Source organism: Exiguobacterium sp. NPDC077395, from assembly GCF_050269125.1.
Classification (GTDB): Bacteria; Bacillota; Bacilli; order Exiguobacteriales; family Exiguobacteriaceae; genus Exiguobacterium; species Exiguobacterium aestuarii_A.
Genome location: NZ_JBNNHU010000002.1, coordinates 112,518 through 127,452 on the forward strand (window position 1 = coordinate 112,518; position 14,935 = coordinate 127,452).

The following is a 14,935-nucleotide window of genomic DNA, read 5'->3' on the forward strand; positions in this document are numbered from 1 at the left end:
CCCCGCTTCAAGGGAGCTGAAACCAAAAAAAACGCAGACGATGTGTCTGCGTTTCAACATGTTATTTCTTGATGATGATGGATGATGGGGAAGCACCTTTCGCATACGTGATGCGCTGGACATTTTTCGCCCCGCGGATCTCGGCAAGGTTTTTTCCGTCAACGATCACTTCTTTCACTGTTGCGCCTTTGAAGTCGATGATGGCACCGGCTTCTTTCGGTTTCACTTGAACGACGACGTTTTTCAACGTATCACCCGTCAATTCCGTGTAAGCGCCACGGACAAAGATTCCGTTTTTAAAGTTTGTTCCTTTTCCAATCGTCACACCGATAAAGTCCTCTTGAAGGACGAGACGAGCGGCTGGATGATTTTCTACCGTGTAACGCGTCAATTCCACTTCAGGTTCTGGAGTGAAGTCGATTTGTGCGAGAACCGGATCATGGTCACTCGCGCGACCTGACATCTCGGTGAAGTCCGCATTGACGTGAATCATGTCAATCTTCGTAGAAGCGGCCAAGCGGTTCGACACGAGGATGTGGTCGAGTACTTGTGAGTTTCCTTGATAGACATATGAGTAGCGGTCAACAGCAGGGACTTTCTCAACCATGTTCGTCATCAAGTCACCTTTAAAGATTTGAAGTGCATCCGAGAATTCGAAATCGTTAAAGTCTCCGAGTGCCACAACGTTCGCTTCAGGGTTTTTCGTCTTCACATCCGCCACGAAGTCGTGGACGACTTGTGCGATTTTCTTACGTTGTACTTCACTTCCGAGTACGACCGGCTGTTGTGAACCGAAGAATCCAGTATCGCCGCCTTTTGAGTTCCAATGGTTCGCGATGACGATCACGTTCTCGCCTTGGAAGTCGAATTGAGCTGCCAACGGTTTACGTGAGCGGTCGAACGCTTCGTTCGTCGGGTCGATGCGTCCCGGGTTGTGCGTCAACTTCCCGTCAACATATCCGACTGCCGTCGTCGCGTCACCAGCAGGCATTCCATCCGTCAACGATACACGCGCAGGGTCATACAAGAAACCGACGCGGATGTTGGCATCCGGTGCGCCACCGTCTTGGTTGTTCTCAGGGTCGATGTTGACGTACTTGTACGTTTTCCCGCCGACAGCGACGATGTTGTCGATCAAGCGTTGATAGCTTTGGTCAGCGGCAGAACCCGCACCTTTGTCTTGTCCATCGTTGTCCTGTACTTCTGTTACGCCGATGATGTCAGGGCTGTTCAATTCATTGACGAATGCTTTTGCCAATTTGAGCGCCTTCTCATCTGATGTTTCTTTAATGTTGTTCGAGAAGTTTTCTAAGTTGTAAGACGCAATCGTCAATTGATCTTCTTCCGCTTCGATGAACGTCTTCTCACGCTGCGCATCCCCTTTGACGAAGGCAGCTTTCATGTCTTCGAGCGACGCTTGAATCTTGTAGTTTCCGAATGAGTAACCGACGATACCGACGATTGGCCCGTTGAAACGGTCGCCTGTCGCCACATCGAAGTCACGCGCTTCTGCGTTCGGTTCGAGACGGAATTGAATGCGTTCCGGGTTTGCGTCGTTCTTTTTCAATAAGACACCACCATTGTAAGTCTCCGTTGGCGTATCTTCGAGCACGGTCACGAGGTCACCGTACTCTTGTGGTCCGACCGATTTCAAGTTGTTCGTTTGAACGCGCATGCCTTCGAGGCTTTCCCAGAAGTCAATCGCGTCCTTCTCCGGGTTGAAGACGGCGAGGTTATCACTATCGATAAACTCTGTCGGTAGGTTTGAAGCATCGATTGTAATCGGAGTCGGGAGTGTCACACCGCTCGCGACGACTTCGACTTTTCCGTTACGTGTATCGATTTGCGTCATCTTCATGTCCGTCTGTTGGCGATCGCTATATCCTTCAATCGCGTATTCGCTCACTTTCCCGTTCACCTTGACGAGGTCACCGACTTGAATACCAACGATTGAACGTCCACCGTAAAGGACGATCCCTTCAGATGTGCGTGCATCGTTGTCGGCTTCAGCATCCGGTGTCTGGATGAAGTAATACGTCGTCCCGCTCGAGACGAACGTAGACGTGACGATTCCTTCGACGCCCTCAACCGTCTGTCCGTTCATCGGAGCCGTATGGTTTGCTCCTTGGATGTCGTGAATGCGAATCTTATCTGTGATCTTATATGAGAACGTCGAGACCGCACTGAACGTGTCGCCTGTTTTCACGACCGTCTTCAGCGTCGTCGAGTTTTCGATTCGAATCGAACCTTCGTAACGATTCCCGTTCTCTTTCGGATCAGATCCATCGAGTGTATAGAAAATTTCGGCGTCTGCCGTCGTCGTTGAGAGCGTGACGTCTTGCGGTCCGACAAACGTGCCGGCACCTGGTTTTGCGACGGCCGGGCGAAGGACCGACGTATCGATGACCGTGTCCGATGGGTCACGCGGGATGATTTGATAAGCATCGTCAAACTGTTGAACGATTCCTGTGATAGATGAATAGTTCACGTCCGTCTGCAAATCGAGGATGCCCCGCTCGTCACGGACGATGAACTCTTTCGTTCCGTCCGTTGCCGTCAAGTTTTGACCGCTCCCTGTGAGCGTGACATTGTTGACGGTTACGAGTTCTGATTCGACGTCTTCATTGATTTGTTCTCCCGTTACTACTTGTGCAGTAGGAAGCGTCGCTGCTTGTTTCGAGACGACGACCGCGCTGTTCAATTGAAGGAGTTCACGATACGAACCGACGACGCCTGTGACGACGACTTCATCTCCAACGTTGACCGCAAGGGACGTCGGACGGATGGAAAGACCACCTGTCGCATCTTGAATCGAGATCGTGTTCGCGAGTTTTCCAGTGACGACTCCTTTTACAGTGACCGTCTCATTTTCTGCTTTTGTCCGTGCGTCTGCGATTGAAATCGGTGTGACCGGTGCAGGTGGTTCTGTCGTACCGCCATCGCCGTACTCGACGCCTTGGAACGTATGCACCCCGAGGTTATCGAATGAGTCTTGTGGTGTCGATGTCCATTCGACAGCAGGATCGAAAGCATCGCTTCCGTCACTGTCGCCACGCGTGACCGTATCTTTTCGGATGAGTGACTGGTCGGCAGTCGCGACGGTCGTTCCCCATTTCGTACCTGGGTCGACACCGAGTTGACCGAAGACGTCGAGAACAGTGTCTCCTTTTTTCAAGACAATCGTGTCATCTCCGTTGAAATTCGTCACAGCGCTCGTCGTATTCGATTTCGCTTTCAATGCGTCCGACGCACTACCGTTCACGATGACATATGTAGCTCCTGGTGCGAGTGTTCCCGTCAAATTCAATGTGTTTCCAGCAGTCGTGCCACCGTTTGAATAGAGTTCAATCTTGTAGGCAGAAAGGTCGATTGTCGCGTTCGTTCCGTTAAACAACTCGATGGCTTTATTGTTGCTTGACCCTTCTACATACTCTGATATGAAGAGGTCTGAAGCATTCAACGTCTCAGCATGTACATTTGCCGCGATCGGCGTCATGCTACTGACGATGAGTCCTGCCGATAAAGCGAGGCCAGTGACTGCCTTAAATGATTGTGTTGGTTTCCCCATGTGTAAGTCTCCCTTGGATGTAATTGTGTGATTCGATTTCCCCATTGTGCACCATCATAAATTGAGTATAAATACCCCTCCTTTTTATCAAAAAACAACATGATAACGCTTACATTACTTTCCTTTTAACGAATCACTTGAAAAATTATTCGTGTATTGTCAAAAATGACAAACACATTTCCCAAGTTTTTAACTACATGTTAAACATAACCAAGCAGACGTCAGAACTCAATCCACTAAATACGAAGTTATGATTACAGTTTGATGACAAGGTAAACGAAACATGAAGAACTTGACGGTTGGGTCGATAACTTTTACACTCTTCTAATACGAATTAATTGTATCGGTTAAGTGGGTATTAAAAGGAGGCAGTAATGAGAGTAATCAACTATCCAGTCATTCCTGGAGCAGGCGCATTTTATTATGAAGGAAACGAAATTGGTATTTTGCTTTGTCACGGATTCAATGGAACGCCTCAGAGTGTGCAAGACGTCGGAATCGAACTGATGAAACAAGGCTTTACGGTGTATGCTCCGCGTTTAAAAGGACACGGGACAGACCCGGAAGATTTTCGATGTTCGACTCATCGATGTTGGTATAAGAGTGTGGTTGAAGGTATCGACCGATTACGTGAATCGTGTCGGACGGTCATCGTCGTCGGTCAATCAATGGGCGGGACGCTAGCGCTCAAAGCTGCGCTTGAAGAAAAGGCAGATGCCATCGTCACAATCAATGCAGCCTTGTCCGTACCTGGGTATGCGTGTCATGCGTCAGATACCGAGTGTCGATTCATCGATGAAGACGCGCCCGACATTCTAGCAGAGGATGTATACGAGATTGTCTACGACCGCGTGCCAACAAAGGCGATTCGGGAATTGCTTTCATTGATTGACGAGGTACGCCCGCACGTCGGGTCGGTTGATGTGCCGACATATGTCATCCATTCGGCAGTCGACAACGTCGTGCCACCGACCGATTCGATTTGGTTGTTCGATCAATTGCAAGGTACAAAAGAATATGCGGTGCTCCCGAACTCGTATCACGTCGCGACGATGGACCATGATTGGAAACACTTATCGAAGCTCATCGCTACTTTTTGTGAACAAGTTGGGGCGCTTCATTCAAATGCAGTGTAAACTGCATTTTTTTGTGAGCTGATTCTTTGCAAACGCTTGCACTAGTGCTATGGTAGATGTGAATCATACCTTATTGTAGGAGGCACGTGCCGTATGGAGACGTTGTTCAGCCAAACAAAACAAACAGAAGTGAGCCGCGCATGGTGGAAAGAGGCGATTGCCTATCAAATCTATCCACGAAGTTTCAAAGATTCGAATGGGGATGGAATCGGAGATTTACGTGGGATTATCGAAAAGCTCGATTACTTAGAAGACCTTGGCATTGACGTGATTTGGATTTGTCCGATGTATAAGTCGCCAAACGATGACAACGGATATGATATTAGTGACTATCAAGATATTATGGAAGAGTTCGGGACGATGGAGGATTTCGATGCGCTATTAGAGGCCGTACATGCACGTGGCATGAAACTGTTGCTCGACCTCGTCGTCAATCATACATCGGATGAGCATCCGTGGTTCCTTGAATCGAAAAGCTCTAAAGATAATCCAAAACGGGATTGGTACATTTGGCGAGATGGAAAAGACGGTGCGCCACCGAGCAACTGGGCAAGTATCTTTGGCGGCTCTGCTTGGGAATACGATAAAAAGACCGATCAATATTACTTACACGTCTTCTCGAAGAAGCAACCGGATCTGAACTGGGAGAACCGTGAAGTTCGGACGGCTATCTATGACATGATTAACTGGTGGCTCGATAAAGGGGTGGACGGATTCCGTGTCGATGCGATCAGTCACATTAAAAAGATGCCAACGGGAACGATGCTCCCATCGCCTGACGGCAAGCCGGTCGTCACGGCGTTCTCGATGTACTCGAACATCGACGGCATCCATGACTATCTTCAAGAGATGAAACGGGAAACGTTCTCGAAATACGATATTATGACAGTCGGTGAAACGAACGGGATTGAGCCGGAAGCAGCAGATCTTTGGATGGGTCCAGAAAACGGCGCAATGAATATGGCGTTTCATTTTGATCATGTCGACATTATGCGGCGGTCACGTCTGGCCCCACTCGATGTCGTCGAGTTGAAACGAATCTTCGATAAGTGGCAACAAGGTTTACGTGAGACGGGTTGGAACGCGCTATATATTGAAAACCATGACATGGTGCGGGCGGTCTCGCTCGTTGGGGATGAGCATCATTATTGGCGGGAGAGTGCGACCGCGCTCGCGATGATGTACTTCTTTATGCACGGGACACCGTTTATTTACCAGGGACAAGAGATTGGGATGAAGAACGTACCGCTTCCATCCATCCATGATTACGATGACGTCGCGACGAAGAATGAATACTTCGAACGGATTGCGAACGGGATGAGTGAAGTCGACTCGATGCAGCAAGTATGGGGCATATCCCGTGATAACGTGCGAACGCCGATTCAATGGGATGCGTCACCGCATGCCGGCTTCTCGACGACAACCCCATGGATGCCGATTCACGAAGAGTATGAGACACTCAACGTCGAGGCACAGCAAAACGATCAGCACTCGATTCTCTCGTTCTACAAGGAAATGATTCGTCTTCGCCGGGCCGAAGATACGTTTACGTACGGTCGTTATCGTGATGTCTTGCCAGAGCATAAGCAGGCTTTCGTCTATGAACGTACATTTGAGAACAATCGATTCTTCGTGGTCGTCAACTTGACCGCGAACCCGGCAGAAGTAACCATCCCGGAGATTGCGGGTGCGACGCTTGTCATGACGAATGAAATCGATCCGGAGACGATTGATACCGAGACATTCATGCTACGACCATTTGCAGCGCGATTATATCGTTTATGATAGAGGGGTACCTTCCTAGGGAGGTACCTCTTTTGAATGAGGGGTGAGGTGAGGATGCATACGATTGAATTTTCGAATGGGAATGATTCTGTATACGTCGTGATCGAAAGTGCCACTCGTGAACGATTAACCTTAAAAATTGAGGAAAGCTGGATTGTAACATCCGTGACAGCGTACCTCAGTTTTGCGGAAGCGTTCTCGGAAGCTTTTCATGCTCTTCAAGGAACAGCGACACTTCGCGATATAGACGGAAACGAGGTTATTGATGTCATCTTCTCACATCGGGGAGTCCGTATTGTGCTCCATGATCCGCTTCCGGAGAAGACGCTGCAAACCGATCAAAGTTATATGACGGAACCGATGCGACAAATCGGGATCTGGAATAGGCTGTGACAAATAAGGGAAAAGAGCATATGATAGAGATTGACTAAATGGAAAGGGGTGTCGGGTATGGATGGAACGAAACGTGCTGACATTCGCCCAGGGCTCCATGTCCAAATCGTTTTGAAACAAGATCAACGAAGCGGGAAGCTGACGAAAGGCGTCGTTCAAGATATATTGACGAACTCGCCACGTCATCCGCACGGAATCAAAGTGCGTTTGAGCGATGGACAGGTCGGTCGTGTGAAAGTGATCGAAGCTGGAGGTGAGTAAGATGAGTGAGAAAAAACTATCTTTTCAAGAAGCGATGAAACAAAAGCTGGCAGAAAAGAAACAGAACCAGACAAAGGTTCCGACGGGTTTACATGGTACAAAACAAAAACCGTTGACGAGCCAATTGACGAAAAAACCAAATAACCAGAAGAAACGTACTGGTATTTAAGACGACAGCTACTCGAAAAGAGTGGCTGTTTTTTTGAATATGCGTTTCATTATCAATGAATATAAATATGATTTAATATTTCTAAACATTTTTATGTAAGCGCTTTAAGTGCTTATAAATAAGGAATCTTGCTTAAAACATGTGAAAAAATAGTGAAATCACCTATAAAAAAATTATTGATAATTGTCAGAATCTTTGTATAATTCAGAACTAAGACATCATAAAAAATTCTCAACTTCAGATTCACACAACAGGGAGGAACTTATTCATGGAAGCGATTCAAGGTTTGTTACAGGGAAGCGTCGACTTTTTGAACAACATTTTATGGTCGTACGTATTGATCGCCGTGCTCGTCGGGGCTGGGATCTACTTCACGGTCAGAACACGATTTATGCAGTTCCGTTACTTAAAAGAAATGTTCCGGACGATTACAGATAAATCGGACGTGACGCCAGCAAAAGATGGAAAGAGTATCACACCAATGAAATCATTCTTCATCGGTGCTGCGACTCGTATCGGTACAGGTAACCTTGCAGGGGTTACGGTAGCCGTCACACTCGGTGGACCGGGAGCGGTCTTCTGGATGTGGATTGTTGCCCTTCTCGGTGGAGCAACAGCCATGATTGAAAGTACATTGGCTCAAGTATACAAAGTGAAAGACGATGTTGCGTACCGTGGTGGTCCGGCTTACTACATCGAAAAAGGATTGAACAACCGTGCACTCGGAATCGTATTCGCGGTTCTCATCGCCGTCACATTTGGTCTCATCTTCAACTCAGTTCAATCGAACACAATCGCTGCAGCATTCGATAACGCGTTCGGCGTCGATGCAGTCATCGGTGGAGCAGTCTTAGTCGTCCTTACTGGTCTCGTCATCTTTGGTGGTGTACAACGTGTCGCGAACTTCTCGGCAATCGTCGTACCTGTCATGGCTGTCTTGTACCTTGCAATCGCACTCTACGTTGTTGTTGTAAACTTCGCTGAACTTCCAGCTGTGTTCGCGATGATCTTCCAAAGCGCATTCGGTTTAGACGAAGCGGTCGGTGGTTCAATCGGTGCTGCAATCTCAATGGGTGTCCGTCGTGGACTCTTCTCGAACGAAGCTGGTATGGGTTCTGCACCAAACGCAGCAGCTGCTGCTGAAGTATCGCACCCAGCGAAACAAGGTTTCCTTCAAGCTCTCGGTGTATTCTTGGATACATTGATCGTTTGTACGGCAACTGCAGCAATCATCCTTCTCTCAGACAGCTATGCTTCAGGGAACGGTGAAGGGATCGTCCTTCTTCAAAACGCTTTGACTGAACAAATCGGGGCGCTTGCTCCAGCATTCATTGCTATCAGCGTCTTCTTGTTCGCGTTCAGCTCAATCGCAGGAAGCTACTACTACGGTGAAACGAACATCGAATTCATCAAGAAGAGCAAAGGTGCAGTCCTCGGATTCCGTCTCGCAACAATGGCATTCGTCTTCATCGGAGCGGTCGCAAGCCTCGGATTCGTATGGAGCCTCGCTGACCTCTTCATGGCAGGGATGACATTGATCAACATCGCGGCCATCACATTGCTCGGTGGCGTTGCCTTCAAAGTTCTTAAAGACTACGAAGAGCAACGTGCTCAAGGTCTCAACCCACGCTTCTCTGCTCGTAAACTCGGCATCGAGAACACAGAGTGCTGGGACGTGGAAGAAGACGAAGTGGCACAAGGTTCTGTTCAGGCAGCCGCTGCTGATTCTTCAAAATCTTAATTCGTAAAATGCAACAAACAGGGACCCTGCTAATCGGGGTCCCTGTCTTTTTATGCGCGTTGACGCATCGGTTTGACGGCTTGATCCGTCTCCGATTTATTCAAATATAAGTAACTTCCGGCAATGAACAACGCACCACCGACAATATTACCGAGTGTAGCGAAGAACAGATTGTAAAGGGCACCACTGAAGTTAATAAAGTCCGACGGTACATAGTGAAGCGCAAGCGCGAAAACGCCCATGTTCGCAATCGAGTGCTCGAACCCGGCAGCAAAGAATACGACGACTGGAATCATCGTCAGCATGATCTTCGCAACATCGTTGTTCGTTTTGAGCGGCATGAAGATGGCCAAACAGACGAGCACATTACACAAGATGCCTTTCAGGAAAATCGCGAGGGCATCTCCACCGATTTTTTTCGCGGCGACGACAGCTAGTAGGTGGTCACCCGTCACTTCTCCCATGCTATGGGCACCGATGACGAGAAGCGACAGGATGACGGCACCGATCAAGTTACCGAACCAACTGAGTCCCCATATTTTTGCTAAGTCTAACCAGGCGACACGACCCCGTTTCGCCCCGGTGTAGAGATACATCGTGTTACTCGTAAACAGTTCTCCCCCCATCCAGACGATGAAGACGAGCGCGACCGAGAAGCTCGCGCCGGCGATGAGCATCGTGCCGGGCACATCGATGAACATGTTTCCGACCGTGAACGAGAAGACGACCCCGATCCCAATCAAAAACCCAGCGATGATCGAACGTAACATGTATTGCGAAAATGATTGCTGAAGCAATGACGTTTTTTTAAATGCGGCTTCTTCCATATAGTCGATGACTTGCTTTTCCATGAGAAGACCTCCTTTAGACATTTTCAGTCTAGGAGGTTGGTCAAAAGTTTGCAATTGTTTTCACAAACTTTCAAGAAGTTCTCACGAAACCGTTCACATCGTTGCCACGAGTTCGACTTTGATGCGGTCCGGGTCTTCAAAAAACAGTGCTGTATAGTTCGGACCACCTGCGTGAGGAAAGCGGTCAGCATACAACTCACGAAAACCGTGTGACGCGAGCTGTTGTCGGATTTCTTCTAATTGTGTGAGCGATGAGGCATGAAACGCCAAGTGATTGAGTCCGGTCTTTTTTCGATGGTAGGGCGGAGTGAGGTGGTCTTCCTCTGTCTGAACGAACACGAGATATGTATCGCCGTAACGATAGCTTCGACCTTCTGGCCACGACTGATAGAGCGTGTACGCTAGCTGGTCACAGAGGAGCCATTCCCAAGCACGTATACTGTCATTTAGGTTGGATACGTATAGTTCAACATGGTGTAGCATGAGAATCATCCTTTCGATGGACGTTTGAAGTTGCCCCATTCGGTATAATTGAACTATACAACGAATAGGGGAGGAAGCATATGGATCGGACAGGGCTCGTCTCGAATATTTTGATTGCCGGGAAAACTGGCGTCGGAAAGAGTGCGTTCATCAATTATATATATGGACATGACGTCGCCGAATCGCGTGCCGGAAGTCCGGTCACTGCAGAAGGGCTTCATGAATATGAGTATTACGATTTAGAGCGGGGGATCTTGTTTCGTTTCTTTGATACGTGGGGGCTCGAGGCAGACCGTTCCGAAGAGTGGCATCAAGCCATCCTATCCATCGTTCATCAGCGCGAAGGGGCGCTCGATATCGCAGAATGGTTTCACACCATTTACTACTTGTTATCCGTGCAGTCAGGACGTGTCGAGGCATACGAGCTTGAGGCGATTTTAAAGCCGTTATATGAACGGGGGAGCAACGTCACCCTCATTCTGACCAACTTCAATGAAGAAGACCCGATGAGTGTGCAGAAGGCAGAAGCGATGGAACGGGTATTGTTACGTGAACTGCCAATCGATGAAGGGGACATCATTCGTGTCAACAGTGTCGAGAAGAAGTTACTGACCGGGAAACGTGTTCCGGTAAGAGGCTACGAAGACGTATGGAAACGGAATCGGACGAACCTTTGGAAAGACATCGAACGAAAACTTCCCATCAATCTGACGAATCATCTTTTAGAAGAGTTGGAAGATTGGAGGATTCGAAGTATCGATTCGGCAGAAAAAATCCGTATGCTCACCCCACAGGCGATGATCAGTTGGAAAGCCCGTCACATTGAAAAGGATCTAGAGAAAACACTCGAGCAGGCGGCCGTGACGACAGAAGATGCGATGGCAGAAGGGGTACGTCACTATATCCAACTCATGCAACGGTACCCATTAGTCGGTGAACAAGCAGACCATCTATTTAGAACGAGACGAGTCGAACTCGGATTTGACTATTCGTTCGGAAAAACGGTCCGAAAGATGGTTCTCGGCATGATTCCTGGGGTGCATTTCATTTATTGGGCATTCAAGCGCCGAACAGCAGAACGAGGCATCAAAAAGGCCATCGATCAACAATACACATCTGTGAAACAAACGATTGAAGAAGAGATTCGACGTGGCTTTGAGCGCGAGATGCGTCAACTTGGACAGACGCTCAACTCATAAAGGGGGAAACGAGAATGGAATCGACAAAGCGGTTTGATTTTAAAGACTATGATTTGAAAGCAGAACTTGAGCGACTTCGTGGAAATGTAAAAAAACCAAACATCCTCATCGCAGGGGCGACGGGCGCGGGGAAAAGTTCGGTCGTGAACCATGTGTTCGGTCGGGATTTGACAAAGGTGGCGGCAGGGGAGCCCGTCACTCGGGGAATCCATCAATATAAGAGTGACGATATCGCGGTCACGTTGTTTGATAGCGAAGGGTACGAGATCGGGAGTGCACGCCAACAACATTACGAGGAAGAAGTCATCGGGTTTGTGGAGAACGCAAAGCAACAAGAAGCATCCGAACGAATCCATCTCGTTTGGTACACAATCAACGCCGCGACAAAACGTGTCACGCCACTCGACAAGGCGCTCATTCGTCGTCTTCGTGAATCGACTGCTGTCGCTGTCTTATTTACACAAATCGATCAGGTCGATTTAGATGAACTGACAGCATTGCGAAATGAACTGGATGGGGTCATATCGGAGGAATCCGTGTTTCAGGTCAGTATCGCCTCGGAAATACTGAACGATGAAACGTTACGACAGGTTGTCGATTGGGAACGATTGATTGTATGGTCGGTTGAACAGCTAGACGCTTCTTTGCAGGAAGGACTCCTGATGGAGATTCAAGCAGAGAGTGAGACGATGCTCAAGTTGAAACGGAAGAAGGCCAATCGAATCATTTCAGGGTATGTGGCGAGCGCAGGAACGGCCGCTGCAGTCCCGCTTCCGTTTGCAGATGCCGTGGCCTTGACACCGATTCAAGTGACGATGAGCGTCCATCTGTTTCGCTATTGGGGCGTGAAGGCGAGTGATGATTTACTGAAGACGCTCATTGGAAGCACGATTATCCCACAAATCGGACGTACGTTATCGAAAACGATTCTATTGAATGTCATGAAGTTCTTCCCGGGAGCGAATGCGGCAGCCGGTGTCATCAATGCGACAGTTGCCTCAGGGATCACGTGGGCGATCGGACTCGCCATCAACGAAATTGCCTATCGAAATGCGATGGACTCCTCAAAAACAATCGAGCAGTTGTTGAATCAAGAGTTCGGTTCGTTGTTTGAACAGTTCTTGAAACAAAATCCGAAGTCGAATCAACCATCCTGACGACTCCCTTTTGTTAGACTACAAGTAATCGTAGAGAGGGGGAGAAAGATGAAAAAACGAATCTATATTACGCGACGCTTGCCGGAAGAAGCGGTCGCGCCGCTTCGTGAACACTATGACGTGCGTATGTGGGAACATGAAGGGCAGAGTGTTCCTCGTGAGGTGCTTCTAGAAGAAGTCTCATCTGCGCATGCGCTCTGGACGATGCTTAGTGACACGATTGACCATGAAGTGCTTGAGCGTGCACCGCATTTAGAGGTCGTTTCCAACTTGGCTGTCGGCTATAACAACATCGACTTGAAGGCAGCGAAAGAGAAGGGTGTCATCGTGACCAATACACCGGACGTCTTGACGGAAACGACAGCGGACTTGACGTTTGGACTCATGATGATGACGGCGCGACGTCTCGGTGAAGCCGAGCGTGATTTACGTGCCGGTGAGTGGAAGTCGTGGCTTCCGATGGGGTATGTCGGCATGGATCTCTATCAAGCAAAGCTCGGCATCATCGGGATGGGACGAATCGGTGAAGCGGTCGCACGACGAGCGCGAGGGTTTGACATGGACGTCCTATATCATAATCGGACGCGTCGTCACGAGTCGGAGTCGATGTATGGCTTCACCTATGCGGAGCTCGATGAACTGTTGACGCAATCTGATTTCGTCGTCGTTCTCGCGCCGCTCACGGACGAGACGCGTGGAATGCTTGGGGCCGAGGAGTTTGCCAAGATGAAAGAAACGGCGATCTTCATCAACGTGGCTCGTGGAGAAATCATCGATGAACAGGCGTTGTATGAGGCGCTCAAATCGAAAAAGATTTGGGGTGCTGGGCTCGACGTGTTCACGAAAGAACCGGTCGACCTAGATCATCCGCTATTGACGCTTCCGAACGTGACGACACTACCGCATATCGGGAGTGCCTCAATTCGGACACGTCTGGCGATGATGGCGTTGAATCGAGACGCCATCGTGAACGTGCTTGAAGGAAAAGAACCGAAGAATCGTTTGACATAACAAAGAGCCTGACGCGCGCGTCAGGCTCTTCTTACAATTAAAAGCGTCGGATGTTATCTGGGTCTTCGACGTCATTTCGATACGCACGATCATCGAGACCACGTAGTTTTTCTTCTCGGTCAGGTTTCTTCGTTTCTTCATCTAGTTTATCTTGCTCCGGATCTACCGGATGACTTGAATCGACGGTCTGGGCCTCGTGATATGGTTTCGAGTCGATTTCCAAACCATCGTCCGTGTGATTCCCGAGATGGGTAGATGATGCGTCTTGATACGGTTTCGCGTCGACCGTCACCCCATCTTGATGGCGACGCTCAAAGTCTTCATCGACATAGACAAGAATCTTACCGGCTTCAACGTCGTCATAGTGACGTTTTACTTCCTCTTCGCTGAGTCCCATGTTTCGTAAGCCGGCATGAACATCTTCATGACCACTCAAGAAGGCGCGAACTTTATCGAACCAACTTGCATGGTGTGCAGCTTCTGTATGAACATCCGTGTCCCGTCTCAAAATCGATACGTTGTCTTCATGTTTTGTGACGACATAAATGTGTGAGTCTTCGTACCCTTTTGCCCGCAACTCTTCGATTTTTCCAAGCGCCGCGTCTTGTGTATCGTGCATACTGATGAATCGTTTCTCGTTCATAGTAGTTCCTCCTTATAGTCGTCGATGGTCTTCTAAGCCAGAATGTCCACGAACGATCGGGTCATCCTTTGTCCCTTTTGGTTCCTCGTCATGATCATTGAACGGCTTTGCATCAAACGCGATCCCATCTGCCTTCTCACCTTTGTCATGATCGAGTTCACTATCTTTTTTGTACATGTTCGGGTAGCGATCATAAGAATGACGATCGACATAGAGTAAGATTTGACCTTCGTCGATGGCATCATAGTATTGCTCTGCCTCGGCGTCGCTGAGCCCCATGTTGCGAAGTTCATCGCGGATACGGTCACTTCCATGTAGGAATGCTTTCACGCGATCGAGCAAATTTACGTCTCGAACTCCAGCCTCGGCGTTTACATCCGTATGGTCACGCAATGCGGAGATTTCCCCATCTCGCTTGGCAACGACATGCATATTCTTTTCGGCTTCCCCTGCAGCCCTCAACTCGTCTACTTTATGCATGACTTCCTGTTCCGTTTGAAACAGACCAATCATTTTACGTTCTGACATCGAATACCCC

14 protein-coding genes are annotated in these 14,935 nt (G+C 48.7%); 9 read left to right on the forward strand and 5 right to left on the reverse strand.

Features of this window, described 5'->3' with window-relative positions:
* Positions 1 to 61: 61 nt before the first annotated feature.
* On the reverse strand, positions 62 to 3,568 hold the full coding sequence (locus tag ACQKD4_RS11020) for a lamin tail domain-containing protein (RefSeq protein ID WP_427373369.1): 3,507 nt from the start codon (positions 3,566 to 3,568) through the stop codon (positions 62 to 64).
* Positions 3,569 to 3,942: 374 nt separating this feature from the next.
* On the opposite strand from ACQKD4_RS11020, the gene ACQKD4_RS11025 reads away from it, so the two are divergent.
* The 6 genes from ACQKD4_RS11025 (at position 3,943) to ACQKD4_RS11050 (ending at position 9,053) form a co-directional block, all read left to right on the forward strand.
* Positions 3,943 to 4,704, forward strand: coding sequence for an alpha/beta hydrolase (locus tag ACQKD4_RS11025; RefSeq protein WP_427373370.1), 762 nt, complete (start codon positions 3,943 to 3,945; stop codon positions 4,702 to 4,704).
* A gap of 129 nt (positions 4,705 to 4,833) precedes the next feature.
* Positions 4,834 to 6,489 (forward strand): glycoside hydrolase family 13 protein, encoded by a 1,656-nt coding sequence (locus ACQKD4_RS11030; RefSeq protein ID WP_427373497.1) that lies wholly within the window; start codon positions 4,834 to 4,836, stop codon positions 6,487 to 6,489.
* Positions 6,490 to 6,543: 54 nt separating this feature from the next.
* Positions 6,544 to 6,882: a hypothetical protein gene (locus ACQKD4_RS11035; RefSeq protein ID WP_214876083.1), complete on the forward strand. Its 339-nt coding sequence runs from the start codon at positions 6,544 to 6,546 to the stop codon at positions 6,880 to 6,882.
* A 57-nt stretch (positions 6,883 to 6,939) separates the two neighbouring features.
* Positions 6,940 to 7,143, forward strand: a complete 204-nt coding sequence (locus ACQKD4_RS11040; protein WP_015880320.1) for a YwbE family protein — start codon at positions 6,940 to 6,942, stop codon at positions 7,141 to 7,143.
* 1 nt (position 7,144) lies between these two features.
* On the forward strand, positions 7,145 to 7,312 hold the full coding sequence (locus ACQKD4_RS11045) for a hypothetical protein (RefSeq protein ID WP_015880321.1): 168 nt from the start codon (positions 7,145 to 7,147) through the stop codon (positions 7,310 to 7,312).
* A 268-nt stretch (positions 7,313 to 7,580) separates the two neighbouring features.
* Positions 7,581 to 9,053: an alanine/glycine:cation symporter family protein gene (locus ACQKD4_RS11050; protein WP_214876089.1), complete on the forward strand. Its 1,473-nt coding sequence runs from the start codon at positions 7,581 to 7,583 to the stop codon at positions 9,051 to 9,053.
* A 50-nt stretch (positions 9,054 to 9,103) separates the two neighbouring features.
* Here the strand turns inward: ACQKD4_RS11050 and ACQKD4_RS11055 are convergent, their stop codons facing one another.
* Positions 9,104 to 9,904: a formate/nitrite transporter family protein gene (locus tag ACQKD4_RS11055; RefSeq protein WP_427373371.1), complete on the reverse strand. Its 801-nt coding sequence runs from the start codon at positions 9,902 to 9,904 to the stop codon at positions 9,104 to 9,106.
* Between the two features lie 93 nt (positions 9,905 to 9,997).
* Positions 9,998 to 10,387, reverse strand: coding sequence for a VOC family protein (locus ACQKD4_RS11060; RefSeq protein WP_214695655.1), 390 nt, complete (start codon positions 10,385 to 10,387; stop codon positions 9,998 to 10,000).
* Positions 10,388 to 10,467: 80 nt separating this feature from the next.
* Between ACQKD4_RS11060 and ACQKD4_RS11065 the strand changes: the two genes are divergently transcribed.
* The 3 genes from ACQKD4_RS11065 to ACQKD4_RS11075 are packed head-to-tail and all read left to right on the forward strand — an operon-like array spanning position 10,468 to position 13,754.
* Complete coding sequence (locus tag ACQKD4_RS11065) at positions 10,468 to 11,586, forward strand: GTPase (RefSeq protein WP_214695657.1); 1,119 nt, start codon at positions 10,468 to 10,470, stop codon at positions 11,584 to 11,586.
* A 14-nt stretch (positions 11,587 to 11,600) separates the two neighbouring features.
* A complete protein-coding gene (locus ACQKD4_RS11070) occupies positions 11,601 to 12,743 on the forward strand; it encodes a YcjF family protein (RefSeq protein WP_427373372.1) in 1,143 nt (380 codons plus the stop codon).
* A gap of 48 nt (positions 12,744 to 12,791) precedes the next feature.
* A complete protein-coding gene (locus ACQKD4_RS11075) occupies positions 12,792 to 13,754 on the forward strand; it encodes a 2-hydroxyacid dehydrogenase (RefSeq protein WP_427373373.1) in 963 nt (320 codons plus the stop codon).
* 37 nt (positions 13,755 to 13,791) lie between these two features.
* On the opposite strand, the gene ACQKD4_RS11080 is transcribed toward ACQKD4_RS11075, so the two are convergent.
* Together ACQKD4_RS11080 and ACQKD4_RS11085 are read right to left on the reverse strand one after the other, a co-directional pair.
* Positions 13,792 to 14,397 carry a general stress protein gene (locus ACQKD4_RS11080; RefSeq protein ID WP_427373374.1) on the reverse strand — a complete coding sequence of 202 codons (606 nt, stop codon included), beginning with the start codon at positions 14,395 to 14,397 and terminating at the stop codon, positions 13,792 to 13,794.
* Positions 14,398 to 14,409: 12 nt separating this feature from the next.
* On the reverse strand, positions 14,410 to 14,925 hold the full coding sequence (locus ACQKD4_RS11085; RefSeq protein WP_214695665.1) for a general stress protein: 516 nt from the start codon (positions 14,923 to 14,925) through the stop codon (positions 14,410 to 14,412).
* Between the last annotated feature and the right edge of the window lie 10 nt (positions 14,926 to 14,935).